The sequence below is a fragment of the Nocardia arizonensis genome (assembly GCF_001310275.1).
In the GTDB taxonomy this organism is placed as follows: Bacteria; Actinomycetota; Actinomycetes; order Mycobacteriales; family Mycobacteriaceae; genus Nocardia; species Nocardia arizonensis.
This window is the reverse complement of record NZ_LGYZ01000067.1, coordinates 22,100-48,389: the sequence shown is the minus strand read 5'-3', so window position 1 is coordinate 48,389 and position 26,290 is coordinate 22,100. Positions and strand designations below refer to the sequence as shown.

Below are 26,290 nucleotides of genomic sequence, written 5' to 3'. Positions count from 1 at the left end.
TGATCTCCCGTCACGCGAGCGTATTCACCGAAGGTCGGCCTCGTCGGCGCGGACGGCCCACTGCGCGAACCGTTCGCCCTCTTCGCGGTGCTTGATGAAGTTGCGCACCACGCGTTCGATGTAGTCACCCATCTCACCGGTGGTCACCTTGTGCTGGCGCAGTTTTCGGCCGAAGGCGCTGTCGAATCCGAGGCTGCCTCCCAGGTGAACCTGGAAACCCTCCACCTGATTCCCGGAGCCGTCGTCGACGAGCTGCCCCTTGAATCCGATATCGGCGATCTGCGAGCGGGCGCACGAGTTGGGGCAGCCGTTGATGTTGATGGTGATCGGCACGTCGAGCATGGCGTTGAGATCCTCGAGGCGCTGTTCGAGTTCGGGCACCAGAGCCTGGGAGCGCTTGCGGGTCTCGGCGAAGGACAGCTTGCAGAATTCGATTCCGCTGCACGCCATGAGATTTCGCCGCCACAGTGAGGGGCGCGCTTGCAGTCCCAGCGGGGCGAGTTCGTCGATGAGCGCGTCGACCTTGTCGTCGGGCACGTCGAGCACGATCAGCTTCTGGTACGGGGTGAACCGGATGCGGTCGGAGCCGATGCGTTCCACCGCGTCGGCGACTTTCGTGAGCACCGTGCCCGACACGCGGCCCGCGATGGGGGAGAAGCCGACGGCGTTGCGGCCGTTCTTGAGCTTCTGCACACCGACGTGGTCGATGGGCTTGGTCGGCTGTTCGGGCGCGGGGCCGTCGATCAGCTTGCGCTTCAGGTACTTCTCCTCGAGTACCTCGCGGAACTTCTCGATGCCCCAGTCCTTGATCAGGAACTTCAGGCGGGCCTTCGTGCGCAGGCGGCGGTAGCCGTAGTCGCGGAAGACCGAGACCACGGCCTCCCAGACCTCGGGCACCTCCTCCAGCGGAACCCAGACCCCGACGCGCTGGGCCAGCATGGGATTGGTCGAGAGTCCGCCGCCGACCCACAGGTCGAGACCGGGACCGTGTTCGGGATGTTCGACGCCGATGAAGGCGACGTCGTTGATCTCGTGCACCACGTCCTGCTGACCGGAGATGGCGGTCTTGAACTTGCGCGGCAGGTTGGAGTATTCCTTCTTGCCGATGTAGCGCCGCACGATCTCCTCGATCGCGGGCGTGGGGTCGATGACCTCGGTGAGCGATTCACCGGCCAGCGGAGATCCGAGCACGACGCGCGGGCAGTCGCCGCATGCCTCGGTGGTACGGAGACCGACCGACTCGATGCGCCGCCAGATCTCCGGGACGTTCTCGACCTCGATCCAGTGGTACTGGACGTTCTCGCGGTCGGACAGGTCGGCGGTGTCGCGGGCGAATTCGGTGGAGATGCCGCCGAGGGTGCGCAACTGTTCGACGCTGAGCGCGCCGCCGTCGCAGCGAATGCGCATCATGAAGTAGCGGGCCTCGAGCAGATCGATGTTCTCGTCGCCGGTCCAACTGCCGTCGTAGCCCTGTTCACGCTGGGTGTAGAGACCCCACCAGCGGAACCGGCCGCGCAGATCGCCCTTGTCGATGCTGTCGAAGCCCTGCTTGGCGTAGATGTTCTCGATACGCGTCCGCACATTGAGCGGGTTGTCGTCCTTTTTGGACTGCTCGTTCGGATTGAGCGGTTCACGGTAGCCCAGCGCCCACTGGCCCTCGGCCTTGCGCCGCACCGGCTTACCGGTGCGTGCGCGCGGCCCCGCGGGCGCCTCGGCCCGGGGACGGTCGGGCCGCACGCGCCGCTCGGAGGCGGGGCGTTCGGGACGAGGCCGCGGGCCCGACGCGGATTCGGGCGTGGATTGATCGCTGGGACCGGCGTCGGTACTCGACGTCATGGGGGTCGCTCCTGCTGGGTGGGTGGTACATCTGCGCTGTGGCGCGAGGGGCTGAACTCGCGCCCGCGGTGTCAGCGGACCGATGCGGTATCGGGAGAATTCCGGGCTAACCGGGAAAGCGCGCCGCTGAGCTACCGGTGGGAACCGGGCAGACAGCAGGCACTGCAGACGCGCTTGTAGTCGACGTGGCGACGCGCCACCAGTCGTACTCCAGAACCGCGCATGGGGCCCATTGTGCCATGTACGAACCCCGGTTCCGACCGCCCTGCCAGTATTTTCCGCGGAACTGGGGGAAATCCCCTGGACCGCCGGGCTCATTTGTGACGGCTGTCATACTTCGCCGCGGCCGTACGCACTTGCGGGGCGCCCGCACTGTCGGACGAGCGCGCGGGCGCGGTCCGGCGGCAGACGCGTCGAGGCGGCGGTGAGCGCACTCGGCCGTGCCGTCACACTGGAATGGTGAGTTCATCCGCGGCAACCCCGATAGCCGCCGATTCCGAGCAGCCAGTGCTGCGGGATTTCGGCGGCGGCGCCTTCGGGATCTACGTGCACGTCCCGTTCTGCGCGACGCGGTGCGGATACTGCGATTTCAACACCTATACCGCGGGAGAACTCGGGACCTCCGCCTCGCCCGCATCCTGGCTGGCCGCGGTTCGGGGGGAACTGGCCGCCGCTGCGGCCAGGTTCGACCTGTTGCCGACCCCGACACCCGAGGTCGCCACCGTCTTCGTCGGCGGCGGCACACCCTCGCTGCTCGGCGGCGACGGTCTGGCGGAGGTCCTCGAGGCGATCCGCGCCGAATTCACCCTCGCCAGCGACGCGGAGATCACCACCGAATCCAATCCGGAATCCACCGACCCGGCCTTCTTCGCGCGTCTGCGCGCGGCAGGCTACACCAGGATCTCCCTCGGCATGCAGTCCGCGGCGAGTCACGTGCTGAAGACGCTCGACCGCACCCACACCCCCGGACGCGCCGTCGCCGCCGCGCGGGAGTCCCGGGCGGCCGGGTTCGACCACGTCAACCTCGACATCATCTACGGCACCCCCGGCGAAAGCGATGCCGATCTCGACGCCAGCCTCGACGCGGTCCTGGCCGCGGGCGTCGACCATGTCTCCGCCTACTCCCTCATCGTGGAGGACGGCACCGCCTTGGCCCGTCGCGTCCGCCGCGGCGAGTTGCCCGCACCCGACGAGGACGTCCTCGCCGCCCGCTACGAGCGTATCGACGTCCGCCTGCGCGCCGCAGGCCTCACCTGGTACGAGGTATCCAATTGGGCCGCAGGCGATTCCGCTCGTTGCTCGCACAATCTGGGCTACTGGGACGGCGGCGATTGGCTCGGCGCGGGCCCCGGCGCCCACAGCCACGTCGGTGGTGTCCGATGGTGGAACGTCAAGCACCCCGCCCGCTACGCCCACCGCGTCGCCGAGGGCGGTCTACCCGCCGCGGGCTGGGAGTCGCTCACCCCCGAGGAGCGCTACACCGAACGAGTCATGCTCGCCCTACGCCTGCGTACCGGCCTCCCACTCGCCGACCTGGCCCCCGATGCCGCCCCGGCCGTCACCCGTGCCGAACGTGACGGATTGGTCCGGCGCACCGGCACGCACCTGATCCTCACCGACGCGGGCCGACTGCTGGCCGACGGCGTTGTCCGCGACCTCCTCGCCTGACACGACTGTCGCGCCGGACCCGCACGCGTCCGTATCATCTGCATCGCAAGCTTGCTCGCCCGATCACGGGCGGCGCGATAAGGGGGCGGCGCATCACCGATGTCGTTGTCGCACAGCAGCGAAGGAACATCATGACCGAGGACGATGCCGCGCTCGCGGCGCGAATGGCCCGGATCAACGAGGCGATAGCGGGCGTGCGGGGCCGCGCGCGAGCCGCCGACGGTTCGGTATACGTGGAAACCGACGCGCGCGGTTCGATCACCGACCTGCGCCTGTCGGACTACGCGCTCGAACACGATCCGCGACGCCTGGCCGGTCTCATCGCCGACAGCCACCGCGCCGCCCACGCCGACGCCGAAGCCGAGGCCGAACGGGTACACGCCGAACTGTCCGCCGCCCGGACGCCCACCGCGCCCGTCACCTCCGTCGACGACGAACTGGCGGCGTTCACACCCGCTTACCGTCGACGTCGCGATCGCCGTGACGACGGCGACGAGTACGTCCTGTAGGCCGCGCGATGTTCGAGATGGACCCGGCGCGGGTCAGGGAGTTGGCCGGACAGGTGCGTGGACGGGGGGAGGTCATTCGGGGGAAGGTCCCGATGGCGGTTCCGGAGCGGGATCTGGCGCGAACAGGGGCACCGCAATCGGCCGCGCTGACGCGCACGCAGGAAACATTGGTCGCGCTCGATGGAGTACTCGGTTACCACGCGAGCCGATTCACCGGTATCGCCGATGGTTTGGAGCGGGCAGCCACCGAATTCGAGAATCAGGATCAGGCGCGAGCGGCCCGATTCCACGGGGAGCAGCCGCGATGAGCGAGTCGACGATGTTGCTGATATCGCAGGTGTTGGCGTGGGATCTCACACCCGCCACGCAGACGGCTGTCACCTTGACGCAAGTGGCGGCCGATATCGAGTCCGAGGTGGTCGCGGCCGAGGGGGCCGTGCGTGACTCGTACTCGTATTTCGTTGGGGCGACCGGTGACGCGCTGCGGCAGCGGGCCGAGGACGATCGTAAGGACGCACAGGTCACTGCTGATCTCTACGAGTCGATTGCCGGGCAGTTGCGGGCCGCCGTGGCGGTGTTCGAAGGGATGATTCTGCGAATACGCGCGACGATCCAGGCCATCGAGGACTCCGAATGGGATTTGTTCTACACCGACGACGGTTCGGTGTCGTCGCGTAAATCCAACTGGGAGTGGGCGAAAGAACGGTGGTGGGCTCCGCTGCGTGCTATTGCGGAGAAAGAGTTGGACGAACTTGAGTTCACTGCCACGCTCCGGGCTTCGCTGAACAGGATTCAGGAATTCGATACACGCACCGAGGGGAGGATTCAGGACTTGCTCGAGCAGTTGCCGAATTCGGTGCGTCAGGCGTTGCTCGTCGCGCCCACCGACCCGGTATTGGCGAAGATACTGCTCGATTACCAGACCGAGGCATCCACGGCGGACATGCAGATGTGGCCGAGCGGAGCGGCCCTCGACGCACTGCGCACGTTCGATCCGACCATCGAGTCCCGTGCCATGACAGCCGAAGAAGCCGTCCAGTTGGAGCGGCTGTTCGCGATGCAGGGGCCGACCAAGGTGCTCGAATTCTTCGCCATCAAGAGTGAAGCCGAGGCGGTGGCGAAGACCCAATACCCCGACATCTTCGAGGTCCAGCAGGACGGACACGGCGACGCGTTCCGGCACACCTACTGGAATGCCCGGATGACGCAGGCATTCGGCGCGGAGTGGACCGCGGACTACACGACCGCTCACGAGAAGACCGGTGGCAATCCGCCCGCACGGGAGGCGATGGATCTATACAACAACGAGCGTGGGCGTGAAATCGGTGGCCGGAATCCGAACGCGGACGCGGCTGAACTCGCGGCGCAGGTCACCGCTCAGATCAACGCGGGTAAAATGATAGTTCTGGCCGATACCGGATCTGGGAGCCCGCAGGTCTCATGGAGCAATAGCGTCGATATCGGAGCGACCAAGGTCCAGCCGGGCGTCACTGTCCCGGCTCCGAAGAAGTGAAGGCCATGCGAACCGAGATATTGGTTTGTGCCGCGTTGCTGCTGTCGGTTCTGAGTGGCTGCTCCGCTGAATCCGAAATGCCCCAGTGTGCAGGCGAGATGGTGGATATCCACAGCCACGGGGATGTGATCGGGTCGGTGACGCGGTTCAACGACGAGTTGGAGCGCGTGGTTGGGACACAGAGCCGAGCGACTCTGCTCGATATCACACGGGCTGCCGGATTCTCCGATGAGTGGGACCGGATGGTGGATGTGTATCCCGGTATCGATCCGGTCGATCTGAATCGGGCGGCCGCGGTCGATCTCGCTGCGCAGTGCTGGCGCGGACTTCCCGGTAAGTGGTCCTACGACGACAATGCGGGCATTCCGCGCGGTGACTACGTGTTCTTTCGGGCGGGGCGGCCCGTGCAGGCCGTGTTCTGGTCGGCGGATCGCAAGTTGATCGACATCGATGCGGGGGTCGGGCTGACGCCGGAGTCGTTGCTGGTCACCGATCCCCGGAAGCGGGTGCTCAGACCCGCACCGTAGCGCCGTGTCGGACGAACTCGGCGCGAGGACGGAGGACCGCCCGAAGCAGCCGATCGTCGCGCCGATTCGCGTGCGGGAGACCGCGCACGACCTGGCGGTATTCGTGGCGGCCGTGACATTTGTGTGGGTATCGGGGGAGAGTCTGTGCGTTCCTCACTATCGCCGGGGGCCTGACACGTATAGGCTCCGAACAACCCCAAGGAGTCTGCTCTATGCCCCCGGCACGAAACATCACCCTGGTCCACGAGCATAACGAGTTCGCCGAGGCGCGGGCCGCGGAGAAGGCCGAGAACGCCCGTCAGAGCGCGATCGCCGCCCGAACCGTCGCCAGTCACGCCGAGAACGCCGCCGACTGCCAGTCGCTGTTGGCCATGCTCGGCCTCGATGCCCTCGCGGGCAAGCAGGTCGGTAGCTCGTCACACTGAGCAGGGTGGCGTTCGGTCGCGCCGAAGTGGCCGACACCCTCGAATCACAGCGCGTTCCGACCGGCCGGACACTCTAGGCTCGAGCCCGTGTCCGATCGTCGGTCACGCATCGGCTCGTGCGCGCATGCCGTCGCGGCCGCGCCCTCGCACGGGCGGAGGCGGCCCGCCGAAGCACTGCTCGCCCGCATCCACCGAGGAGATTCGACATGTCGACCGGTTTCACGAAATTCGGTTCCGCGCTGGCGGCGCTGGCCCTGTCGCTGACCGCGGCCGTGGTCGCCGCGCCCGCCCAGGCCGCCGCGGCGCGGCCCACCGTCGTCCTCGTGCACGGCGCCTTCGCGGACACCACCAGCTGGGACGGTGTGGCCGCGAGGTTGCGCGCCGACGGATATTCCGTGGTCGTCCCGGAGAATCCGCTGCGCGGACCGGCCTATGACGCCGCGGCCGTGCGACAAGCCCTCGACACCATCTCCGGCCCGATCGTGCTGGTCGGTCATTCCTACGGCGGGTTCGTCATCAGCCAGATCCACGATCCCGATGTCGAATCCCTGGTCTATATCGCGGCTTTCGCGCCCGATCGGGGTGAGGTCGCGCAACTGCTGCTCGACCCGCTGCGTTTCCCGGGCAGCAGGCTGCTCCCGCCGGTGCTCCAGTTGGCGCTGGTCGACGACGCGAGCGGAACCGGTATCGCGGGTAAGAACGTCGACGGATACGTCGCACCGGATCGCTTCCACGATGTGTTCGCGCAAGACGTCTCGGCCGAGACCGCCGCCGATATGGTCACCCACCAGCATTCGATCGCACTCGCCGCCAACCTCGAGCCCTCGGTGCGTCCCGCCTGGGCCGACACCCCGAGCTGGTATCTGGTCTCGGCGGGCGACCAGGTGATCCCGCCGTCCGCGCAGCGGTTCATGGCCGGGCGCATGGGCGCGCGCACCGGCGAGGTCGATGCCTCGCACGCCTCCCTGGTCTCGCGCCCCGCCGAGGTCACCGCCGTCGTCGAGGCCGCGGCGGGCAGGTGATCGCCATGGGCCGGGGCGGGTTCAACGCGAGGCGGGGATTGGTGTATGGGCAACTAGACTGGATACTCATACGGGACCGGGAATCGACGGTTGATCGCGTCTTCCCGGGTGTGCGGGCGCAGGATCCCGCACGCCGATGAGTGAGGAGGTAGGCCCGATGTCGAGCACCGAGGATCGGCGCTTCGAGGTCCTACGTGCCATCGTCGCCGATTACGTCGCGACGAAGGAGCCGATCGGGTCGAAAACCCTTGTCGAACGCCACAATCTCGGTGTGTCCAGCGCCACAGTCCGCAACGACATGGCCGTGCTGGAAGCCGAGGGGTACATCGCGCAGCCGCACACGAGTTCCGGGCGTATCCCCACCGACAAGGGCTATCGGCAGTTCGTGGACCGGATTTCCGAGGTGAAGCCGCTCTCGCCCGCCGAGCGCCGCGCCATCATGGAGTTCCTGGAATCCGGTGTCGATCTCGATGACGTGCTGCGCCGCGGGGTGCGCCTGCTCGCCCAGTTGACCCGGCAGGTCGCGGTGGTGCAGTACCCGACGGCATCGGCCTCCACCGTGCGCCATATCGAGGTGGTCGCGCTGAATCCGGCCCGGCTGCTGCTGGTGGTGATCACCGACACCGGCCGCGTCGATCAGCGCCTGGTCGATCTCGGCGCGGTCATCGACGACGAGGATCTGGCGGCGCTGCGCGGCATGCTCGGCGGTGCGATGGACGGTAAACGCCTCGCCGCCGCGTCGGCCTCGGTCGCCGAACTGCCCGAACACGCCCCGCCGAAATTGCGCGACGTGTTGATCCGGGTGTCGACCGTGCTGGTGGAGACCCTGGTGGAACATCCCGAGGAGCGCTTGGTGCTCGGCGGCACCGCCAACCTCACCCGCAATGCCGCCGACTTCGGTCTGCCGGGATCGCTGCGGCAGGTACTCGAGGCGCTCGAGGAGCAGGTGGTGGTGCTGAAGCTGTTGGCCGCCGCGCAGCAGCCGGGCGCCATCACGGTTCGCATCGGCGAAGAGACCCAGGTCGAGCAGATGCGCGGCACGTCGGTGGTTTCCACCGGGTACGGCGTCTCCGGCGCGGTGCTCGGCGGCATGGGTGTGCTCGGTCCCACACGGATGGACTATCCGGGCACCATCGCCTCGGTGGCGGCGGTGGCTCGCTACATCGGTGAGGTACTGGCCGAGCGGTGAGGTTCGGCTCCGCTGCTACTCTCGAACCTCCGGCCGGATAAAGTTGAGTGCATGCGACTAATGTCGTCGGCGGCGGCGCTGCCGACCGACGCATGCGGTCGGAGAAGCGCAGACAAGGATGAGCCCGCGCCCGGCCTGCCGGTCGGGCGGTGGAGAGCGACCAAGGACTAGAGACTCACGTGGCACGGGATTACTACGCACTGCTCGGCGTCGCAAAGAACGCGACCGACCAGGAGATCAAGCGCGCCTACCGGAAGCTGGCGCGTGAACTGCATCCCGACGTCAACCCCGACGAGGTGGCACAGGCCAAGTTCAAAGAGGTGTCGACGGCCTACGAAGTGCTATCGGATCCGGAGAAGCGTCGCATCGTCGACATGGGCGGCGACCCGCTGGAGTCGGGCGGCGCGGGCGGCGCGGGCTTCACGAGTCAGGGTTTCGGCGGACTCGGCGACGTCTTCGAGGCGTTCTTCGGCGGGATGAACGGCGCGGGCGGCCAGCGCAAGGCCCGCGGTCGGGTGCAGCCCGGCGCGGATTCGCTGTTGCGGACCCGGCTCAGCCTGGCCGAATGCGCGGTCGGGGTCACCAAACACCTCACCGTCGACACCGCCATTCTCTGCGATATCTGCCACGGCGCGGGCACCAACGGCAACTCCAAGCCGGTGCGCTGCGAAACCTGTGGCGGCGCGGGTGAAGTCCAGTCGGTGCAGCGGTCCTTTCTCGGTCAGGTGCTGACCTCGCGGCCGTGTCCGACCTGCCGCGGCGCGGGCGAGACCATTCCCGATCCGTGCCACAAGTGCGGCGGGGACGGTCGGGTGCGCGCGCGCCGCGAGATCGCCGCGCCGATTCCGGCCGGTGTCGCCAACGGCATGCGGGTCCGGCTGGCCGCCCAAGGTGAGGTCGGTCCGGGCGGCGGTCACGCGGGCGACCTGTATGTGGAGGTCGTGGAGCAGCCGCACGACGTGTTCGTCCGCGACGGCGACGATCTGCACTGCACGATCCGGGTGCCGATGGTGGACGCCGCGCTCGGCACCACGGTCGTGATCGACACCATCCTCGACGGACCGACCGAACTCACCATCGCGCCGGGCACCCAGCCCAACGAGGTGTCGGTGCTGCGCGGCCACGGGATGCCGCGGCTGCGGTCGGGTGCGCGCGGCGATCTGCTCGCCCACCTCGACATCGTGGTGCCGACCAAACTCGACGGCAAGCAGACCGATCTGCTGCGCAAGTACAAGGGCATGCGCGAACGTGATCACGCGGAGGTCATGACGGCGCAGTCCGAGCACAACAGCGGTCTGTTCGCGCGATTGCGCGCCTCGTTCAGCGGACGCTGATCCCTTGGCCGCCACCGTCTTCTATCTCGACGACATTCCCGAGCCGGGGGCGGTCGCGGTGCTCGACGGCCCGGAGGGACGTCATGCCGCCACGGTCCGCCGCATTCGGGTCGGCGAGCCGATCACCCTCTCGGACGGCCGCGGTGTGCTCGCGGCCTCGGAAGTGGTCGCGACCGAGCGCGACCGGCTGGCTCTGCGCATTCTGGATCGCGCTGTCGCGCCGCGCGTTTCGCCGCCGGTGACGGTGGTGCAGGCGCTGCCCAAATCCGACCGCTCGGAATTGGCGGTGGAATTGATGACCGAGGCGGGCGCCGACGCCATCGTGCCGTGGCAGGCCGCGCGCTGCGTGGCGAACTGGGCGGGCAAGGCGGCCAAGGGCGTCGAGAAGTGGCGCGCCGCCGCGCGGTCGGCGGCGCGGCAGTCGCGGCGGGCCTACATTCCCGCGGTGGCCGATCCGCATGGCACCGCGGAGGTGACCGATCTGGTCCGCAAGGCGGTCGCGGGCGGCGCGGTCGTGGCCGCCTTGCACGAATCCGGCGCGGGCCGTTTCACCGAGCTGCCCTTCGCGACGAGCTCCGAGGTGGTCCTCGTCGTCGGCCCCGAGGGCGGACTCGACGAGGCCGAACTCACGGCATTGACCGAGGCGGGCGCGCACGCGGTGCTGCTCGGCCCGACGGTGCTGCGCACCTCCACCGCGGCGGCGGTGGCGCTTGGTGCGCTCGGCGCTCTCACCGCGCGCTGGTAGCCCGTCCGTTGCCGCGTCCGGCGGACCGTGACATGGCGTACGGCACGGCCCTGACCCACGCGGCCGATTCCGCGGCGCGGGCCCGACGCAGCAGTTGGGCGAAGTACTGCCGGGGAATCGGCGAGATGGACCCGCAGGTCCGGCACTCCAGCGCTTCGCCGGAACGCGGTCGCGCGAGGATGTGGCCGCCGACCGCGACGGTGGTGACCAGCTGGCGCAGACCGTGCTCAGCGGCGCGGTGACAGCGGTGGCACGGCAGTTCCAGGACGGCGCGGAACCGGACGGCGCGTCGGATCTCCCACGATGCGAACACGACGGACCTCACGATCGAATGTCGAGCTCGACCCTACCGGCCCGCGGCGACCGCGACCCGGCAATCGGGCGGTCAGGAGCCGAATCCGCACGCCGGCGGCTCGAACGGTGTTCCCGCGGTCCCCGATTATTCACTGTGCCGTGTCGGTGGGGCGCGTTAAACTTTGGGCAATGCATCAGTCGAGACCGGAAAGCAGGCTATAGCCACTTTTGAGAACACAAGGCGAGATCGGCGACCCGACCACTCCCGCGGCAGGCACAGCTGCCGGTGACAATGGTTCCGCGCAGACGGGTTCGGGCCCCGCGGCGCGCACCGTGCGATCAAGTATCGAACTCGCTCCCGAATCCGTGTTCCCGTTCCTCGGTTCTGCCGACCAGAATCTGCGTGAACTCGAGCAGTTGCTCGACGCGGACATCCATGTCCGGGGCAATTCGGTCACCCTCACCGGCAAGGCGTCCGATGTCGCCTTGGCCGAGCGGGTCATCGAGCAGCTCGTCGCGCTGACCGGTCGCAATCGGGTGGTGACCCCGGAGGCGGTGCGGCACACGGTGTCCATGCTGACCGAGGGCTCGTCGGAGTCGCCCGCGGAGGTGCTGAGCCTGGACATCCTGTCCCGGCGTGGCAAGACCATCCGACCCAAGACACTGAACCAGAAGCGCTACGTCGACGCCATCGATGCCAACACCATCGTCTTCGGCATCGGCCCGGCCGGTACCGGCAAGACCTACCTGGCGATGGCCAAGGCGGTGCAGGCGCTGCAATCCAAGCAGGCCAACCGGATCATCCTGACCCGTCCCGCGGTGGAGGCGGGTGAGCGGCTCGGCTTCCTGCCCGGCACGCTCAACGAGAAGATCGATCCGTATCTGCGCCCGCTCTACGACGCGCTGCACGACATGATGGATCCCGAGGCGATTCCCAAGCTCATGGCCGCGGGTGTCATCGAGGTCGCGCCGCTGGCGTATATGCGCGGGCGGACGCTGAACGATTCGTTCATCATTCTGGACGAGGCGCAGAACACCACGGCCGAGCAGATGAAGATGTTCCTCACCCGCCTCGGCTTCGGTTCGAAGATCGTGGTGACCGGCGATGTCACGCAGGTCGACCTGCCCACCGGGGCCCGGTCCGGTCTGCGGGCGGCCACCGAGATCCTCACCGATATCGATGACATCCACTTCGCCCAGCTGACCAGCAGCGACGTGGTCCGGCACCGGCTGGTCTCGGATATTGTCGACGCCTACGACAAGTTCGAGGCCGACACCCGGCCCGCGGTCGGGCAGCACTATCCGGGCAATCGAGCCCAGCGTCGGGCCGCGAACCGGTCCGATCGGCGGTGAGCCCGGCGCGCGGCACGACGCCGCGCGCCGTGCCGGCCCCGGGTCGATGCCGCGTCGTCGTGAGCCGATAGGAACATCGTCGGCCGAACCGAATACCCTGTTCAGGTGAGCATCGAGATCGCCAACGAGTCGGGGATCGACGTACCCGAAGAAGACCTGGTCAGTGTCGCGCGTTTCGTGATCGCACGGATGGACGTGCATCCGGCGGCCGAGCTGTCGATGGTGCTCGTCGATCTCGACACCATGGCGGATCTGCACATGCGCTGGATGGATCTGCCCGGTCCGACAGATGTCATGTCCTTCCCGATGGACGAACTCGAGCCCGGCGGGCGGCCCGACAGTCCCGAGCCCGGACCGTCCATGCTGGGCGACATCGTGCTCTGCCCGGAGTTCGCCGCGGCCCAGGCACGCAAGGCCGGACACGGGCTCGAGCACGAACTCGCGCTGCTCACCGTGCACGGCGTCCTGCACCTGCTCGGCTACGACCATGCCGAGCCGGAGGAGGAGAAGGAGATGTTCGAGTTGCAGGCCCGGCTGCTCGAGGAGTGGTACGAGAGCCTGCGTCAGGCCAGGTTGCGGGCCGAACTCGCCGAACGCGACGCCCGTCTGCTCGGTAAGGCGGGATTCACGGCGCCGGGTGACGCACTGGGCCCCGCGTGAGTCCAGCGGTCCTGATCCTCATCGCCTGTCTGTTGGTCCCGGTCGGCGGGCTGTTCGCGGGTATCGACTCCGCGCTCAACACCATCTCCCCGGCGCGTGTCGAGGATATGGCGCGGGCCGAACGCCCCGGCGCGGCGCGGCTGCGGCGCATCATCGAAGACCGGGCCCGCTACGTGAACCTCATGGTGCTGCTGCGCGTGTTGTGCGAGATCGGCGCGACCGTGCTGCTCGCGGCGGCGTTGATCACCATTTGGGACGAGCACTGGGCGCTGCTGATCACGGCCGCGGTGATGGTGCTGGTGGACTACGTGGTGATCGGCGTCGGGCCGCGCACCCTCGGCCGCCAGCACGCCTATTCCATCGCCCTCGTCGCGGCGCTGCCGCTGCAGTTCATCGGCATGGTGCTCGGGCCGATCAGTCGCCTGCTGATCCTCATCGGAAACGCGATCACCCCGGGTAAGGGTTTCCGCAACGGACCGTTCGCCTCGGAGATCGAATTGCGCGAGGTGGTCGAGATGGCGGGTGAACGCGGTGTGGTCGCCGACGAGGAACGGCGGATGATCCAGTCGGTCTTCGAACTCGGTGACACCCCGGCTCGCGCCGTCATGGTGCCGCGCACCGAGATGGTGTGGATCGAGGCGGACAAGAACGCCGCGCAGGCGATGTCGCTGGCGGTGCGCAGCGGACATTCGCGCATTCCGGTGATCGGGGAGAACGTCGATGACATCCTCGGCGTGGTGTACCTGAAAGACCTTGTGCCGTACGCGGATCGTAGCCGCAAGGTGCGGGTGCGCCAGGTCATGCGCCCGGCGGTGTTCATGCCCGACTCCAAACCGCTGGACGAGATGCTCGACGAGATGCAGCGCCGCCGCAACCACATGGCGCTGCTGGTCGACGAATACGGCGGAATCGCGGGTCTGGTCACCATCGAGGACATCCTCGAGGAGATCGTGGGCGAGATCAACGACGAGTACGACACCGGGGAGACACCGCCGATCGTGGATCTCGGCGACGGCAGGTACCGGGTCTCGGCCCGGCTGTCGGTGGAGGACCTGGGCGAACTCTACGGTCTGGAGATCGAGGACGAGGACGTCGACACCGTGGGTGGGCTGCTGGCGCACGGGCTCGGGCGCGTGCCGCTGCCGGGGTCCAAGGTCACCGCGCACGGTCTGGTTCTGCGGGGCGAGGGCGGTGCGGACGCGCGCGGCCGGATGCGGGTGAACACCGTCGTGGTGCGGCGGGAGTCGGAGAAGGCGCGTGCCGCCAGAGCGCAGAAGGCCAACGGATCGGATCCGGGCGGTCCGGACGATCGTCAGGAGGACGGAGATACCGATGACTGAATTGGATGCCGAGGACGCCAAACTGGTGACGCTGGCCCGCGGTGCGCTCGGCCGCACCGGCGGTGCGAGCGGCGCGGCGGTCCGCGATACCGACGGGCGCACCTACGCCGCGGGCGATGTCGAATTGAAGGCGCTGCGGCTGACCGCGCTGCAATGCGCGGTCGCGGCCGCGATCTCCAGCGGTGCCGAGGGATTCGAGGCGGCGGTCGTCGTCGGCGGCCGATTCTCCGACCGCGGGGTGACGGCGGTGCGCGAGGTCTCGCCCGCGGCCCGGATCGTGTTCACCGATCGCGAAGGGGCCGTATTCGATATCGTCGATGACGCGGCGGCCACCGAGGTGCAGGGTGGTTGACGGAACCGACGCGGGCGGCGCGACCGAGTTCCGTTCGGGATTCGTCTGTTTCGTCGGCAGGCCGAACACGGGCAAGTCGACCCTGACCAATGCTCTGGTCGGTGCCAAGATCGCGATCACCTCCTCGCGTCCGCAGACGACGCGCCACACCATCCGCGGCATCGTGCACCGTGAGCACACCCAGCTGATCCTGGTCGACACTCCCGGTCTGCACCGTCCGCGCACTCTGCTCGGGCAGCGACTCAACGACCTGGTGCGCGACACCTACGCCGAGGTCGACGTGATCGCACTGTGCATTCCGGCCGACGAGAAGATCGGACCGGGCGATCGCTGGATCGTTCAGCAGGTGCGCCAGATGGCCCCGAAGACCACCGTGCTCGGCGTCGTCACCAAGATCGACAAGGTCGGGCGCGAGGATGTCGCCGCCCAGTTGCTCGCGGTATCCCAACTGCTCGGTCCCGACGCCGACGTGGTGCCGGTGTCGGCGGTGCGTGGCGAACAGGTCGAGGTGCTCATCGATGTCATCGCCTCGAAGATGCCGGAGGGCCCGGCCTTCTACCCGGACGGCGAGTTGACCGACGAGCCCGAGGAAACCCTCATGGCCGAGTTGATCCGCGAGGCGGCGCTCGAGGGGGTTCGCGACGAGCTTCCCCACTCGCTTGCCGTCGTCATCGAGGAGATGCTGCCGCGGGAGGGGAACGCGGACCTGCTCGACGTGCACGCCCTGCTGTATGTCGAGCGGCCCAGTCAGAAGGCGATCATCATCGGCAAGGGCGGTGCGCGCCTCAAGGAGGTCGGCACCGCCGCGCGCAAGCAGATCGAACATATCCTCGGCGTCCGCATCTACCTGCATCTGCACGTCAAGGTGGCCAAGGACTGGCAGCGCGATCCCAAACAGCTCGGCCGACTCGGCTTCTGAGCCTCACCACCACGGTTCGGGGCGATGGCGCTCCCAGCGCAGTTCCGATTCCGCCTGCGCGGCCACCGAGACGAGCAGGGGTTCGGAATTGGCGGTTCCCATGAGCTGCGCGCCGATGGGCAGGCCGGTGTCGGTGAACCCGGCGGGAATGTTCACACTCGGCCAGCCGAGGACATTCCACGGCCAGGTGTAGGGACAGGCGGCGGTGATGAGTTCGTTGGTCGCGCCGATGCCGATGCCGTCGATGGCCTCGGCGAGCGGTGCAGGCGCCGCCGTCGTCGGGGCGAGCACGAGGTCGTAATCGCGGAAGAAGCGGCCGATGCGCCGGTGCAGCAGCGATTCCAGTCTGCGGGCCGTGAAAAGCGGTGGCCCGGAAAGGATTCGGCCGATGCGCATATTGGCCTCGGTGCGTGGGTCGACCACCGCGCCGGGCATGGCGGCGGCCGCGCGCGTGATGCCCGCCATCGATCGGGGCAGGAACGAGGCACCGACCATGAGGCCGTAGTGCAGGTCGGCGATGGTCACCGAATGCCCTAGTCGGCGCAGGGTCGCGGCCAGTCGGCGCACCGCGGCCTCGATCTGCGGATCGAGCGCGGTTCTGATGGCGGTGAATGGAATTCGCAGCGACAGCGCGATGCGGAGCCTGCCCGGATCGCGCCCGACGGCGTCGGAGACCGACAGGCGCGGCGGTGTGTGCAGGTCGCCCGGATGCGCGCCCGCGGCCACGTCGAGCAGCAGCGCCGCGTCGGCGACGGTGCGCGCCAGCGGGCCGATGACGGTGAGGCCGTAGAACGATTCGGGATGCGGCCAGGTGGAGATGCGGCCGCGCTGGGGTTTGATGCCGACCAGATTCGTCCACGACGCCGGGATGCGGATCGAGCCCGCACCGTCGGAACCCAATGCGGCGGGCAGCAATCCGGCCGAGACCGCGGCCGCGGAGCCGCCCGAGGACCCGCCCGGCGTGCGGTCGCGGGCCCACGGATTGCGGGTGTGGCCGAAGGCGTCGCCGCTGGTGAAGGGGTACTGCCCGAGTTCGCAGGTATTGGTCTTGCCGACGATCACCGCACCGGCCTCGCGCAGCCGCCGCACCGCCTCGGCGTCGGCGGTCGCGGGCGGGAAGTCGCCGCCGCAGCCGAAAGCTGTTGGCTCCCCGGCGATATCGGTGTCGTCCTTGACCGCGATGGGCACACCGAGCAGCGGCAGCCGCTCGCCGTCGGCGAGTCTGCGGTCGGCCTCGGCGGCCTCGGCCAGCGCCTGCTCGCGCCGCACGATCCGAAAGGCATTGAGCGTCGGCTGACTCGCCTCGATGCGATCGAGCGCGGAGGTGACGAGTTCGGTAGAGGTGTGCGCACCGGCGGCGAGCGCGGCCGCGCAGTCGCGCAGACCCGATTCGGCCGGGGAGCCGGGGGGCGCGGGCGGTTCGACGGGATCGGGCACCGCCGTGAGCCGTCCGCGTTTCGGCGCCGTCATATCGAGCTCCCTCTCATCGGCCTGTGTGAACGGTAGCGCTCGTCCGGGTCACCCGTCCATGTCTCGATCGAGCCGCGGCTGTCCCGCTGTCCGGCACGCGAGCCGCGCGGTCTCCCCACCTGCGGCGACTCGGGCCTGTCCTGGACATACCGATAAGTCCGCCGCTCACGACACGGTGGCCCCGGTCGCCACGCCTACCCGGGCGCGGCCGAGCCCGCCCCTCGCGCCTCGACGGCCGCCCTGATCTCCTCGTTCACCAGATCGAAGTTGATCTGGGCGCCCGCCGCCGCGCCTGCCGCCGCCGACGCCCCGACCTGTGCGCTCGGGTCGGTGACATTGCCCGCGGCCCAGATTCCGGCGACCTCGGTGCGCCCCAGTGCGTCGGTGGGCAGGTGCACGCCCGCGCCGGAGGGGTGGTCGACGGTGGTGAGGCCGACCGAGCCGAGGAAGTCCGCCCGCGCCACCATGCGGGTCGACACCACCACCGCATCGCGGTCCAGCACGGTGCCGTCGCCGAGCCGGACGCCGACGAGCCGGTCGCCCTCGGTCTCGAGCCCCTCCGCCTTGCTCTCGATGACCCGGATACCGCGCGCGGCCAGCTGTTCGGCCTGTTCCGGAGTCGGCGCGACGGTGTGGGTGACATAGACGACGTCGGGGCTCAGCTGCCGGAACAGCAATGCCTGGTGGACGGACATGGGTCCGCTGCCGAGCACGCCGATGGCCTTGTCGCGGACCTCCCAACCGTGACAGTACGGACAGTGCACCACGCCGCGGCCCCACTGTTCGCGCACACCCGGGATATCGGGCAGTTCGTCGACGAGTCCGCTGGTGACCAGCACCCGGCGCGCGTGCACCCGCGTGCCGTCGGCCAGGCTCACCCGGAATCCGCTGTCGTCGCGGTGCAGGTCGGTCACGGCGCCCTCGACGATGTGACCCCCGTATTCGCGCACCTCGGCCCGCCCCCGCGCGAGCAGTTCGGCGGGCGGGACGCCGTCGTGCCCGAGTAGGCCGTGCACCCCGCCGGCGGGCGCGTTGCGCGGCTGTCCCGCGTCGATCACCGCCACCGAACGCCGCGATCGGGCCAGCATCAGCGCGCCGTTCAACCCCGCCGCGCCGCCGCCGACGACCACCACGTCATAACTCTGTTCCAACTGCTCGGTCATCTGACCACCTCCTGGGGACAACCATGCGGGAGCCCGTCGAGAAATGGCAAACTCTTTTGCCGTTGTGGCAAAATGATGGATATGGACACCGACCTGGACCAAGCACTGGACGCGGTCGGCGCGCGCCTGCGCGCGCTGCGCAAACAGCGCGACATCACGCTCGCCGAACTATCGGCGCGCACCGGCATCTCGGTCAGCACCCTCTCGCGTCTGGAGTCGGGGGAGCGCAAACCCACCCTGGAACTGCTGTTCCCGCTCGCCCGTGCGCACGGGGTCACCCTCGACGAACTCGTGGACGCGCCGCCGACCGGCGATCCACGCGTGCACATGCGGCCGCTGACCCGTGGCGATATGACGATGGTCCCGCTCACCCGGCGCGCGGGCGGAATACAGGCGTACAAGATCGTGCTGCCCGCCGGTACCTCGCGCCGGGCCCCGGCCCGCAGACCCACGAGGGCTACGAATGGCTCTACGTCCTCAACGGTCGATTGCGCGTGGTGCTCGGGGAGCACGATCTGGTGTTGCTGCCCGGCCAAGCGGCCGAATTCGACACCCGCCAACCACACTGGTTCGGCGCGGCCGACCAGGAACCGGTCGAATTCCTGAGTCTGTTCGGCAAACAGGGCGAACGCGCCCATCTGCGCGCCCGCCCCAAGGATCGGGCGGGCTGACCCTGCCCGTGCCGCACCGCCCGCTGTCGCGCCCGCGTGGGAGGATGGGGCCGTGCGTTTGTATCGGGACGAGGCCGTGGTCGTGCGCCAGCACAAGCTGGGCGAGGCCGACCGCATCGTCACCCTGCTGACGCGCCGATACGGCCTGGTGCGCGCGGTGGCCAAGGGGGTGCGGCGCACCAAATCGCGTTTCGGGGCCCGGCTCGAACCCTTCGCCTACGTCGACGTGCAGTTGCATCCCGGTCGCAGCCTCGACGTGATCACCCAGGTGCACACGATGGAGGCGTTCGCCGCCGACATCATCGATGACTACGGCCGCTACACGACCGCCTGCGCGGTGCTCGAGACCGCCGAGAGGCTGGCGGGCGAGGAGCGCGCCCCCGCCCCGAAACTGCACGCGCTCACCGCGAGCGCCCTGCGCGCGATCGCCGCCAAACAGCGTCCGCACGAACTGATCCTGGACGCGTACCTGTTGCGCGCCATGGGTTTCGCGGGCTGGGCCCCGGCTCTGGACGAATGCGCCAAATGCGCGACCCCGGGTCCGCACCGTGCCTTCCACGTGGCCGCGGGCGGCGCGGTGTGCGTGCACTGCCGCCCGCCCGGCGCCGCCACCCCGGCTCCGGGCGTGCTCGACCTGCTCGTCGCACTGCTCGAGGGCAGGTGGGATTACGTCGCCACGGTGCCCGAGGCGGTGCGCAGACAGGCCGGCGGGCTGGTGGCCGCGCATCTGCAATGGCATCTGGAGCGGCAACTGCGCACCCTGCCGCTGGTCGAGCGCTCCGGCGCGTCCGCGGCGCGCTAGCGCGAACGGGCCGGGTGGCGTGCTCGTCGACCATGGCGCATCAGGCAGGATGGAGCCCGTGATCCTGCGCCGTGACTCCACTACGACAACGCCGAACGAGAGCGGCTCCGACGCCGGGCGAACGATCCGTCCGCCGTCACCGCATCCGTCGGGCGCGCGCCCGCCTGCCATTCCGCTGGAGTTCGTGCCGAATCACGTCGCGCTGGTCATGGACGGCAACGGCCGCTGGGCGCAGGAGCGCGGTCTGCCGCGCACCGCGGGCCACGAACGCGGCGAGGCCGTGCTCATGGACACCGTCGAGGGCTGTATCGAGGTCGGGGTGAAGTGGCTGTCGGCCTACGCCTTCTCCACCGAGAACTGGCGGCGCAGTCCCGACGAGGTGCGCTTCCTCATGGGCTTCAACCGTGACGTGATCCGCCGCCGCCGCGACGAGATGCACGAGATGGGCGTGCGGGTGCGCTGGGCCGGGCGGCGTCCGCGGCTGTGGCGCAGTGTGATCAAGGAACTCGAGATCGCCGAGGAACTGACCAAGGACAACACGGTCATGACCCTCACCATGTGCGTCAACTACGGTGGTCGCGCCGAGATCGCCGACGCGGCACGGGAGATCGCGCGCCGGGTGGCGGCGGGGGAGATCGATCCCGAACGGGTGAACGAGGCCACGGTCGCGGCGTATCTGGACGAGCCCGATATGCCGGATGTGGATCTGTTCCTGCGGCCGTCCGGGGAATTCCGCAGTTCCAATTTCCTCATCTGGCAGTCGGCGTATGCCGAATACGTGTTCCAGGAGACGCTGTTTCCCGATTTCGATCGACGCAACCTGTGGGAAGCCTGTCTCCAGTACGCTGCGCGTGACCGCCGCTTCGGCGGCACGAAGTGAACGGCGGCACGGATATGGACGCAGCGGTCACCCCGGAGCAGGAGCTCCAGGCGCGCGCGGGCGCGTGTCTGTCCCTCTACGACGTGGACGTGCGCGTCGATTCCGATGGGTCGATCGGCTTCGAGTACGAGGGTGCGCTGTGCTCGCTGCGCGCGGTGAATCTGGCGCCCGGTCTGGACGTGCTCACCCTCACTTGTGTCCTGGCCTGGGATCGTCCGTTGAAGGCGCAACTGCACAAGCGAGTCGCCGAACGCAACAATGCCCTGCAATTCGGATCGCTCACCGTGATCGGCCACGGCAAACTCGCCGACGTGATCATGCGCTACACCTTCCCGGCCGCGGGGCTGGACGATCAGGCGCTGGCCACCATGTTGCTGCTGGTGCTCTCCGGTGCGGGCCGTGCCCGCACCGGGCTGCTCGCCCCGTCCTGAGTGGCTCTCACGTCGTCGGCGCGAGCTGTTCGCCGTAGGGGAGCAGGGTGCGCACGCCGAGTGCCAGGGTTTCCGGTGTGGTGTCACCGATGATGAGGTGTTGGAGAATGAATCCTGGCAGCAGGCCGATGAGCGCGACCGATACCGCGTGGGTGTCGGCGCCCTCGGGCAGCCAGCCCGCCGCGAGCATCCGTTCGGCGTATTCGTGCCAGACCTCGCGCAGCGAGAGAATGGCCTCGCGGACGTAACCGGTGGCCGCCGGATTCACCAGCGCAAGCGCCCATGCCTGCGGCGCCAGCCGAACGGGCCCGTCCGCACCGCTGCGCGCCACGATGGTGGTGGCGAGCAGGGAGATGAGTTCGGCCGGGGTGGGCAGGGTCTCGCCGCGCACCGCCTCGACCATGACCGTGCGCACCTCGACCATCGTCCTGGTCGCCAATGCGGCGATGATGTCGTCCTTGCTCTTGAAATAGCGGTACACCGCGCCCGCGGACATGCCGGATTCGGCGAAGACGTCCTGCATCGAGGTTTCGTGGAAACCTTTGCGCGCGAAGCACAGTCGCGCCGCGTCCAGGATCTGACGTCGGCGGCGTTCCAGATGTTCTTCGCTGACTCGGGGCATGACCAAAAATAAAACGAATATCCGTTCTTGACAAGTTCGAACGCTCCGTGCGACCGTGAGGGCAACGAAAAAGAACGAACATTCGATTTTCGGGAGAGGTCATGAACTCCACCCAGCGGTCGTTCGCCGTCGGCATCGGCGCCGCCCTGCTCCAGGCCATCATGCTCATCGCGTTCGCCTGGCCCGCTGCCAATATCGCTCCGCGCGATCTGCCGCTCGCCGTCGCCGGGCCGCAGGCGAGCGCGGTCGAGGCCCGGCTGAACGGAATGCTGCCCGGCGCCTTCGAGATCAGTACCGTCGCCGACGAGAACGCCGCCCGCGGCGCCGTCATCGACCGGAAGGTGTACGGCGCGGTGCTCACCGGACAGGGCGCGCCGCGGGTGCTGGTCGCCTCGGGCGCGAGTCCCGCGGTGGCCCAGCAGCTCACCGGCATGGCGCAAGTACTGTCCGGTACGCCCGCGGCGGCGGTCGAGGACGTGGTGGCCGCCGATTCCGACGATCCGCGCGGCATGGCGTTCGGCGCGATGGTGCTACCGCTGGTGATGTCGGGTATCGCCGCGGGTGTGCTGCTGAGTCTGGTGGTTCCGACGGTCGCGGGCCGCGGGATCGGACTCGTGACCTTCGGTGTGGTCGGCGGACTGCTCAGCATGGCCGTCGTCCAGGGGTGGATGTCGGTGGTGCCCGGCTCGTATCTCGTGCTGGCGGCGGTCGCGGGCCTGGTGTCGGTCGCGGTGGCGGGTGCTGTCGCCGGTCTGGCCGCTGTCCTCGGCCGTCCCGGAATCGGTATCGCGGCGCTGACGATGCTGCTCGTCGGCAATCCGTTCTCGGCCGCGACCTCCGCGCCCGAACTGCTGCCGCGGCCGTGGGGCGCGATCGGCCAGTATCTGCCGCCGGGCGCGGCGGCCTCGCTCATGCGCTCGGTCGCGTTCTTCGATGGCGTGGGCGCGGCGAAACCGCTCACGGTGCTGACCGGCTGGGTCGCGGTGGCCGCGGTGCTGCTGACCTTCGGCGTACTGCGCGAGCGCTCGGCCGGGACCACCGCGAGTCCGGCTCGCGCGACCGCCGAACCGGTTCCCGCCGCCTGATCCGGTGAACGGCAACGGCCGGTCCATCCCCGCGCGGTGGACCGGCCGTCGTCGTCAGTTCACTGAACGGTGAAGGAGAAGGTCGGCGCGTTGCCCGCGCCATTGGTGCTGTCGTAGCTCACCACGTACGTGCCCTTCGTCGGGGAGGGCACCACGAAGACCACGAAATTGTCGGCCTTGTCGATGGTTTCGTTCTTGTGCAGCAATTCGTTGATGGTGCCGCGGAAATCGGCGACCAACGTCTGTCCGTCCGGGGTGCGCACGGAGAAGTACTGGTAATAAATATTCGTCCCGCCGTCGGGAACGCCCGAGCCACCCACGAACGCGACGTGCAGTTTCAGCTCGTCCTTACCGCGTTCGTTCTTGGTGTAGCTGGGATTCAGCGATCCGGCGGTGATTCGGACGGTGGTCTGATCCTGGGTGAGCGTTCCGTTGATCGGCAGCGACCGCGGCTGGACGCTCTCGACCCGGGCGGCGGCGGCCAGCGGAATCCTGGTCTGGTTGTCGGAGGTCTCGCCGTAGACCACGGTCATGGTGTCGAGGAGATGGTCGGCGTCCTTGAGCGACTGCACCGAGGTGGTGACCTTGCCGGTGGCCGAACTCTTGCCCGGGACGGTCGGGCTGTCGAATCCCGCACCGCCGTCGACCTCTTTGCCCACTTCCAAATGGGAGTTGTTGCTGGGCATGAGGCTCGCGCCGGTGGTGTTCTTGTAGGTGATGTCGATCAGGATCTTGCCGCCGCCGTATTCGTCGGGCACCACGGTGGCCTTGTCGACGGTGATGTCGAAGCCCTCGTACCAGCCGGTTTTGCCGACGGTGCGGATCACGGAGCGACCCGTGCCCTCCCCGCCCGACGCGCCGCCGGGCGCGTTGCCCTGCGGCGCCGCGACCACGGAGGTCGTCGAGGGCACGCCGGTATCGTCGTCCTGGCAAGCGGATATGAGCAGTAACGAGGCGCTCGCCAGTGCGATGGCCGCGACACGGGCGGCCCGATATCCCCGTGCGCTGCGCAGTGTTGTACGCACGCTTCCTCCCTGGTGTGGAATCTCCATTGTGGATCGATTCCCCAGTGAATTCGCGCTGTTGGGCCCGTTGTTAACCGATGATCGTCAGTCGTTGCGCGTCGCGTGTGTCGCGGTACACGCGCGGCAGCTGCCGAAGATCTCCATGGTGTGGCTCACCTCGGTGAAACCGTGTTCGCCCGCAATGGTTTCCGCCCACGCCTCGACGGTGGGCCCCTCGACCTCGACGGTGCGCCCGCAGTGACGGCACACCAGGTGATGGTGATGGCCGTTGGAGCACTGCCTGTACACCGACTCGCCGGAATCAGTGCGGAGCACGTCGACCATCCCGGCGTCGGCCAGCGACTGGAGGGTGCGGTAGACCGTGGTCAGGCCGATTCCCTCACCGCGGCGGCGCAATTCGTCGTGTAGTTCCTGCGCGGAGCGGAACTCCTCGATGTCGTCGAGCAGCGCCGCGATGGCGCTGCGCTGTCTGGTACTGCGGACTCCAACGGACCTGTGCGAATCCAGCGTCTTGTCAGGCACGGATCACCCTTCCTCGGCGTGCGCGACGGCGTCTACGACGATATGCGCCAAATGGTCGTCGACGAGTTCGTAGAGCACCTCGCGGCCGGATCGCTCGCCGTGCACGACGCCCGCGGACTTCAGGATGCGCAGATGCTGGCTCACCAGTGGCTGGGTCACGCCGAGGGCGTCGACCAGCTCGTGCACGCAGCGCGGCGACTCGCGCAGTTGCAGCACGATGGCGATGCGCACCGGGGCGGCGAGGGCGCGTAGCAGCTCACCGGCGTCCTCGAGCACCGCGCGCGTCGGCACCGGCGCGGGGCCGGGGGAGCGGTACGGGTTGTGCGAATGGGCGGTGGCGGCTTCGGCTGTCATCGAACCAACTCCTTAATGGAAAGCGAATCCATTTTGATATGCATGGGTGCGCATGTCAAATAGGCGTCCGCGTCCCGCGCGGCGCGCAGTGGGCCGCGGTGGAAAACCGCTCGACGGGTGCCGATACTCTGGAGGCATTCGTGTCTCCGTATGGAGACGGATTCCGACTCGCAGTGGATGGAGAATTCTCGCGTGGCACCCAAGTCGAAGGTGGACACCGTTGCCAACCTCGCCAAGCGCCGGGGTCTGGTGTACCCGTGCGGTGAGATCTACGGAGGCACCAAATCGGCGTGGGACTACGGTCCGCTCGGTGTCGAACTCAAGGAGAACATCAAGAAGCAGTGGTGGCGCTCGATGGTCACCAGCCGCGAGGACGTGGTCGGCCTCGATTCCTCGGTGATCCTGCCGCGTCAGGTGTGGGAGGCATCGGGTCACGTCGCGACCTTCACCGATCCGCTGGTCGAATCGCTGCACACGCACAAGCGCTACCGCGCCGACCACCTGCTCGAGGCGTACGAGGAGAAGCACGGCCACCCGCCCGCCAACGGCCTGGCCGATATCAACGATCCCGAGACCGGTCAGCCCGGCAAGTGGACCGAGCCCAAGAACTTCTCGGGCCTGCTCAAGACCTTCCTCGGCCCGGTGGACGACGAGGAGGGCCTGCACTACCTGCGTCCTGAGACCGCCCAGGGCATCTTCGTGAACTTCGCCAACGTGATGACCACCGCGCGCAAGAAGCCACCGTTCGGCATCGCCCAGATCGGCAAGAGTTTCCGCAACGAGATCACCCCCGGCAACTTCATCTTCCGCACCCGTGAATTCGAGCAGATGGAGATGGAATACTTCGTCAAGCCGGGCGAGGACGCCGAATGGCACAAGTACTGGATCGAGACCAGGTTCGCCTGGTACACCGACCTCGGCATCGACCCGGACAACCTACGCCTCTACGAGCACCCCGAGGAGAAGTTGTCGCACTACTCGGCGGGCACCACCGATATCGAGTACCGCTTCCGCTTCCAGGGCGGCGAATGGGGTGAGCTCGAGGGCGTCGCCAATCGCACCGACTACGACCTGAAGACGCATTCGCAGCATTCCGGCACCGAACTCAGCTTCTTCGACCAGACCACCAACGAGCGCTATATCCCCTACGTCATCGAACCGGCCGCCGGGCTGACCCGTTCGCTCATGGCCTTCCTGGTCGACTCCTACGCCGAGGACGAGGCCCCGAACACCAAGGGCGGGGTCGACATTCGCACGGTGCTTCGCCTCGACCGCAGGCTCGCGCCGGTGAAGGCGGCCGTGCTGCCGCTCTCGCGCAATGCCGACCTGACGCCCAAGGCCAAGGATCTGGCCGCGGTGCTGCGCCGGAGCTGGAATGTCGAATTCGACGACGCGGGCAATATCGGCCGTCGCTACCGCCGCCAGGACGAGATCGGCACACCGTTCTGCATCACGGTCGACTTCGACACCCTCGAGGATCAGGCCGTGACCATTCGCGAGCGCGACACCATGGCACAGGAGCGAATCGCGCTGGACCGGGTCGAGAGCTACCTGGCCCAGCATCTGATCGGCGCCTGAG

The 26,290-nt window shown here is 68.3% G+C and carries 29 protein-coding genes and 1 pseudogene; 21 read left to right on the top strand and 9 right to left on the bottom strand.

All coding sequences use genetic code 11. The features are described 5' to 3' along the window. Window positions 1-24: 24 nt before the first annotated feature. On the bottom strand, window positions 25-1,836 hold the full coding sequence (locus tag APZ21_RS12625; RefSeq protein ID WP_239476598.1) for a nitrite/sulfite reductase: 1,812 nt from the start codon (window positions 1,834-1,836) through the stop codon (window positions 25-27). A gap of 131 nt (window positions 1,837-1,967) precedes the next feature. After that, window positions 1,968-2,060 (bottom strand): Ms4527A family Cys-rich leader peptide, encoded by a 93-nt coding sequence (locus APZ21_RS36315; RefSeq protein ID WP_357302009.1) that lies wholly within the window; start codon window positions 2,058-2,060, stop codon window positions 1,968-1,970. Between the two features lie 232 nt (window positions 2,061-2,292). Here APZ21_RS36315 and hemW point away from each other — a divergent pair, with 232 nt between their 5' ends. From hemW to APZ21_RS12575, 10 genes are all read left to right on the top strand, one after another. Continuing rightward, on the top strand, window positions 2,293-3,504 hold the full coding sequence (gene hemW, locus APZ21_RS12620) for a radical SAM family heme chaperone HemW (protein ID WP_082393047.1): 1,212 nt from the start codon (window positions 2,293-2,295) through the stop codon (window positions 3,502-3,504). Window positions 3,505-3,635: 131 nt separating this feature from the next. Beyond that, complete coding sequence (locus tag APZ21_RS12615) at window positions 3,636-4,013, top strand: YbaB/EbfC family nucleoid-associated protein (RefSeq protein ID WP_054813472.1); 378 nt, start codon at window positions 3,636-3,638, stop codon at window positions 4,011-4,013. A gap of 8 nt (window positions 4,014-4,021) precedes the next feature. After that, on the top strand, window positions 4,022-4,321 hold the full coding sequence (locus APZ21_RS12610; RefSeq protein ID WP_063125155.1) for a type VII secretion target: 300 nt from the start codon (window positions 4,022-4,024) through the stop codon (window positions 4,319-4,321). Further along, window positions 4,318-5,526, top strand: a complete 1,209-nt coding sequence (locus APZ21_RS12605; RefSeq protein WP_156371039.1) for a DUF6973 domain-containing protein — start codon at window positions 4,318-4,320, stop codon at window positions 5,524-5,526. Before APZ21_RS12610 ends, APZ21_RS12605 begins: the two co-directional genes overlap by 4 nt. Before the next feature lie 77 nt (window positions 5,527-5,603). After that, window positions 5,604-6,053 carry a hypothetical protein gene (locus APZ21_RS12600; RefSeq protein ID WP_156371038.1) on the top strand — a complete coding sequence of 150 codons (450 nt, stop codon included), beginning with the start codon at window positions 5,604-5,606 and terminating at the stop codon, window positions 6,051-6,053. A gap of 212 nt (window positions 6,054-6,265) precedes the next feature. Then, a complete protein-coding gene (locus APZ21_RS12595) occupies window positions 6,266-6,478 on the top strand; it encodes a hypothetical protein (RefSeq protein WP_054813468.1) in 213 nt (70 codons plus the stop codon). A gap of 206 nt (window positions 6,479-6,684) precedes the next feature. Then, window positions 6,685-7,500: an alpha/beta fold hydrolase gene (locus tag APZ21_RS12590; protein WP_054813467.1), complete on the top strand. Its 816-nt coding sequence runs from the start codon at window positions 6,685-6,687 to the stop codon at window positions 7,498-7,500. Window positions 7,501-7,657: 157 nt separating this feature from the next. Further along, a complete protein-coding gene (gene hrcA / locus APZ21_RS12585) occupies window positions 7,658-8,689 on the top strand; it encodes a heat-inducible transcriptional repressor HrcA (protein ID WP_054813466.1) in 1,032 nt (343 codons plus the stop codon). A gap of 179 nt (window positions 8,690-8,868) precedes the next feature. Next, window positions 8,869-10,023 carry a molecular chaperone DnaJ gene (gene dnaJ, locus APZ21_RS12580; protein ID WP_054813465.1) on the top strand — a complete coding sequence of 385 codons (1,155 nt, stop codon included), beginning with the start codon at window positions 8,869-8,871 and terminating at the stop codon, window positions 10,021-10,023. A 4-nt stretch (window positions 10,024-10,027) separates the two neighbouring features. Beyond that, a complete protein-coding gene (locus tag APZ21_RS12575; RefSeq protein ID WP_054813464.1) occupies window positions 10,028-10,768 on the top strand; it encodes a 16S rRNA (uracil(1498)-N(3))-methyltransferase in 741 nt (246 codons plus the stop codon). On the opposite strand, the gene APZ21_RS12570 is transcribed toward APZ21_RS12575, so the two are convergent. Beyond that, window positions 10,752-11,081, bottom strand: a complete 330-nt coding sequence (locus APZ21_RS12570) for a hypothetical protein (RefSeq protein WP_054813463.1) — start codon at window positions 11,079-11,081, stop codon at window positions 10,752-10,754. The genes APZ21_RS12575 and APZ21_RS12570 overlap by 17 nt on opposite strands. A gap of 314 nt (window positions 11,082-11,395) precedes the next feature. On the opposite strand from APZ21_RS12570, the gene APZ21_RS12565 reads away from it, so the two are divergent. From APZ21_RS12565 to era, 5 genes are all read left to right on the top strand, one after another. After that, a complete protein-coding gene (locus APZ21_RS12565) occupies window positions 11,396-12,415 on the top strand; it encodes a PhoH family protein (protein ID WP_054813621.1) in 1,020 nt (339 codons plus the stop codon). 105 nt (window positions 12,416-12,520) lie between these two features. Beyond that, a complete protein-coding gene (gene ybeY / locus APZ21_RS12560) occupies window positions 12,521-13,075 on the top strand; it encodes an rRNA maturation RNase YbeY (protein ID WP_054813462.1) in 555 nt (184 codons plus the stop codon). Beyond that, window positions 13,072-14,415 (top strand): hemolysin family protein, encoded by a 1,344-nt coding sequence (locus tag APZ21_RS12555; RefSeq protein ID WP_054813461.1) that lies wholly within the window; start codon window positions 13,072-13,074, stop codon window positions 14,413-14,415. The genes ybeY and APZ21_RS12555 overlap by 4 nt, the downstream gene beginning before the upstream one ends. Then, the gene (locus APZ21_RS12550; protein ID WP_054813460.1) at window positions 14,408-14,767 is read left to right on the top strand and encodes a cytidine/deoxycytidylate deaminase family protein; all 360 of its coding nucleotides are present in this window, start codon (window positions 14,408-14,410) and stop codon (window positions 14,765-14,767) included. The genes APZ21_RS12555 and APZ21_RS12550 overlap by 8 nt, the downstream gene beginning before the upstream one ends. Next, a complete protein-coding gene (era, locus tag APZ21_RS12545; RefSeq protein WP_239476597.1) occupies window positions 14,760-15,686 on the top strand; it encodes a GTPase Era in 927 nt (308 codons plus the stop codon). The genes APZ21_RS12550 and era overlap by 8 nt, the downstream gene beginning before the upstream one ends. Before the next feature lie 3 nt (window positions 15,687-15,689). Here era and APZ21_RS12540 read toward each other — a convergent pair whose 3' ends face one another. Together APZ21_RS12540 and APZ21_RS12535 are read right to left on the bottom strand one after the other, a co-directional pair. Continuing rightward, complete coding sequence (locus APZ21_RS12540; protein ID WP_082393046.1) at window positions 15,690-17,156, bottom strand: amidase; 1,467 nt, start codon at window positions 17,154-17,156, stop codon at window positions 15,690-15,692. 194 nt (window positions 17,157-17,350) lie between these two features. Next, window positions 17,351-18,319 carry an NAD(P)/FAD-dependent oxidoreductase gene (locus tag APZ21_RS12535; protein ID WP_054813458.1) on the bottom strand — a complete coding sequence of 323 codons (969 nt, stop codon included), beginning with the start codon at window positions 18,317-18,319 and terminating at the stop codon, window positions 17,351-17,353. A gap of 72 nt (window positions 18,320-18,391) precedes the next feature. Here APZ21_RS12535 and APZ21_RS12530 point away from each other — a divergent pair. The 4 genes and pseudogenes from APZ21_RS12530 to APZ21_RS12515 all read left to right on the top strand — a co-directional run bounded on the left by APZ21_RS12530 (window position 18,392) and on the right by APZ21_RS12515 (window position 21,103). After that, window positions 18,392-18,990 (top strand): annotated as a pseudogene (locus APZ21_RS12530) (helix-turn-helix domain-containing protein). Window positions 18,991-19,042: 52 nt separating this feature from the next. Further along, window positions 19,043-19,792 carry a DNA repair protein RecO gene (gene recO / locus APZ21_RS12525; protein ID WP_054813457.1) on the top strand — a complete coding sequence of 250 codons (750 nt, stop codon included), beginning with the start codon at window positions 19,043-19,045 and terminating at the stop codon, window positions 19,790-19,792. A 49-nt stretch (window positions 19,793-19,841) separates the two neighbouring features. After that, entirely contained in the window at window positions 19,842-20,672 is an 831-nt protein-coding gene (locus APZ21_RS12520) for an isoprenyl transferase (RefSeq protein WP_239476596.1), read from the top strand. Window positions 20,673-20,686: 14 nt separating this feature from the next. Continuing rightward, on the top strand, window positions 20,687-21,103 hold the full coding sequence (locus APZ21_RS12515; protein WP_156371037.1) for a YbjN domain-containing protein: 417 nt from the start codon (window positions 20,687-20,689) through the stop codon (window positions 21,101-21,103). 7 nt (window positions 21,104-21,110) lie between these two features. Here APZ21_RS12515 and APZ21_RS12510 read toward each other — a convergent pair whose 3' ends face one another. After that, the gene (locus APZ21_RS12510; RefSeq protein ID WP_054813456.1) at window positions 21,111-21,725 is read right to left on the bottom strand and encodes a TetR/AcrR family transcriptional regulator; all 615 of its coding nucleotides are present in this window, start codon (window positions 21,723-21,725) and stop codon (window positions 21,111-21,113) included. Window positions 21,726-21,826: 101 nt separating this feature from the next. Here APZ21_RS12510 and APZ21_RS12505 point away from each other — a divergent pair, with 101 nt between their 5' ends. Continuing rightward, a complete protein-coding gene (locus APZ21_RS12505) occupies window positions 21,827-22,810 on the top strand; it encodes a hypothetical protein (RefSeq protein ID WP_054813455.1) in 984 nt (327 codons plus the stop codon). Between the two features lie 59 nt (window positions 22,811-22,869). Here APZ21_RS12505 and APZ21_RS12500 read toward each other — a convergent pair whose 3' ends face one another. From APZ21_RS12500 to APZ21_RS12490, 3 genes are all read right to left on the bottom strand, one after another. Continuing rightward, window positions 22,870-23,835, bottom strand: a complete 966-nt coding sequence (locus tag APZ21_RS12500) for a hypothetical protein (RefSeq protein WP_054813454.1) — start codon at window positions 23,833-23,835, stop codon at window positions 22,870-22,872. 84 nt (window positions 23,836-23,919) lie between these two features. Further along, window positions 23,920-24,357 carry a Fur family transcriptional regulator gene (locus tag APZ21_RS12495; protein WP_054813453.1) on the bottom strand — a complete coding sequence of 146 codons (438 nt, stop codon included), beginning with the start codon at window positions 24,355-24,357 and terminating at the stop codon, window positions 23,920-23,922. A 3-nt stretch (window positions 24,358-24,360) separates the two neighbouring features. After that, window positions 24,361-24,711, bottom strand: coding sequence for an ArsR/SmtB family transcription factor (locus APZ21_RS12490; RefSeq protein ID WP_054813452.1), 351 nt, complete (start codon window positions 24,709-24,711; stop codon window positions 24,361-24,363). A gap of 177 nt (window positions 24,712-24,888) precedes the next feature. Between APZ21_RS12490 and APZ21_RS12485 the strand changes: the two genes are divergently transcribed. Continuing rightward, window positions 24,889-26,289: a glycine--tRNA ligase gene (locus tag APZ21_RS12485; RefSeq protein ID WP_174553618.1), complete on the top strand. Its 1,401-nt coding sequence runs from the start codon at window positions 24,889-24,891 to the stop codon at window positions 26,287-26,289. The last annotated feature ends 1 nt before the right edge of the window (window position 26,290 follow it).

What these genes read in the sequence shown, in the direction of transcription:
- APZ21_RS12625 (WP_239476598.1), bottom strand. Translation starts at nt 1,836, where the DNA reads ATGACGTCGAGTACCGACGCCGGTCCCAGCGATCAATCCACGCCCGAA.
- APZ21_RS36315 (WP_357302009.1), bottom strand. Translation starts at nt 2,060, where the DNA reads ATGCGCGGTTCTGGAGTACGACTGGTGGCGCGTCGCCACGTCGACTAC.
- hemW (WP_082393047.1), top strand. Translation starts at nt 2,293, where the DNA reads ATGGTGAGTTCATCCGCGGCAACCCCGATAGCCGCCGATTCCGAGCAG.
- APZ21_RS12615 (WP_054813472.1), top strand. Translation starts at nt 3,636, where the DNA reads ATGACCGAGGACGATGCCGCGCTCGCGGCGCGAATGGCCCGGATCAAC.
- APZ21_RS12610 (WP_063125155.1), top strand. Translation starts at nt 4,022, where the DNA reads ATGTTCGAGATGGACCCGGCGCGGGTCAGGGAGTTGGCCGGACAGGTG.
- APZ21_RS12605 (WP_156371039.1), top strand. Translation starts at nt 4,318, where the DNA reads ATGAGCGAGTCGACGATGTTGCTGATATCGCAGGTGTTGGCGTGGGAT.
- APZ21_RS12600 (WP_156371038.1), top strand. Translation starts at nt 5,604, where the DNA reads ATGCCCCAGTGTGCAGGCGAGATGGTGGATATCCACAGCCACGGGGAT.
- APZ21_RS12595 (WP_054813468.1), top strand. Translation starts at nt 6,266, where the DNA reads ATGCCCCCGGCACGAAACATCACCCTGGTCCACGAGCATAACGAGTTC.
- APZ21_RS12590 (WP_054813467.1), top strand. Translation starts at nt 6,685, where the DNA reads ATGTCGACCGGTTTCACGAAATTCGGTTCCGCGCTGGCGGCGCTGGCC.
- hrcA (WP_054813466.1), top strand. Translation starts at nt 7,658, where the DNA reads ATGTCGAGCACCGAGGATCGGCGCTTCGAGGTCCTACGTGCCATCGTC.
- APZ21_RS12550 (WP_054813460.1), top strand. Translation starts at nt 14,408, where the DNA reads ATGACTGAATTGGATGCCGAGGACGCCAAACTGGTGACGCTGGCCCGC.
- APZ21_RS12540 (WP_082393046.1), bottom strand. Translation starts at nt 17,156, where the DNA reads ATGACGGCGCCGAAACGCGGACGGCTCACGGCGGTGCCCGATCCCGTC.
- APZ21_RS12535 (WP_054813458.1), bottom strand. Translation starts at nt 18,319, where the DNA reads ATGACCGAGCAGTTGGAACAGAGTTATGACGTGGTGGTCGTCGGCGGC.
- APZ21_RS12520 (WP_239476596.1), top strand. Translation starts at nt 19,842, where the DNA reads ATGGAGCCCGTGATCCTGCGCCGTGACTCCACTACGACAACGCCGAAC.
- APZ21_RS12515 (WP_156371037.1), top strand. Translation starts at nt 20,687, where the DNA reads ATGGACGCAGCGGTCACCCCGGAGCAGGAGCTCCAGGCGCGCGCGGGC.
- APZ21_RS12510 (WP_054813456.1), bottom strand. Translation starts at nt 21,725, where the DNA reads ATGCCCCGAGTCAGCGAAGAACATCTGGAACGCCGCCGACGTCAGATC.
- APZ21_RS12505 (WP_054813455.1), top strand. Translation starts at nt 21,827, where the DNA reads ATGAACTCCACCCAGCGGTCGTTCGCCGTCGGCATCGGCGCCGCCCTG.
- APZ21_RS12490 (WP_054813452.1), bottom strand. Translation starts at nt 24,711, where the DNA reads ATGACAGCCGAAGCCGCCACCGCCCATTCGCACAACCCGTACCGCTCC.
- APZ21_RS12485 (WP_174553618.1), top strand. Translation starts at nt 24,889, where the DNA reads ATGGAGAATTCTCGCGTGGCACCCAAGTCGAAGGTGGACACCGTTGCC.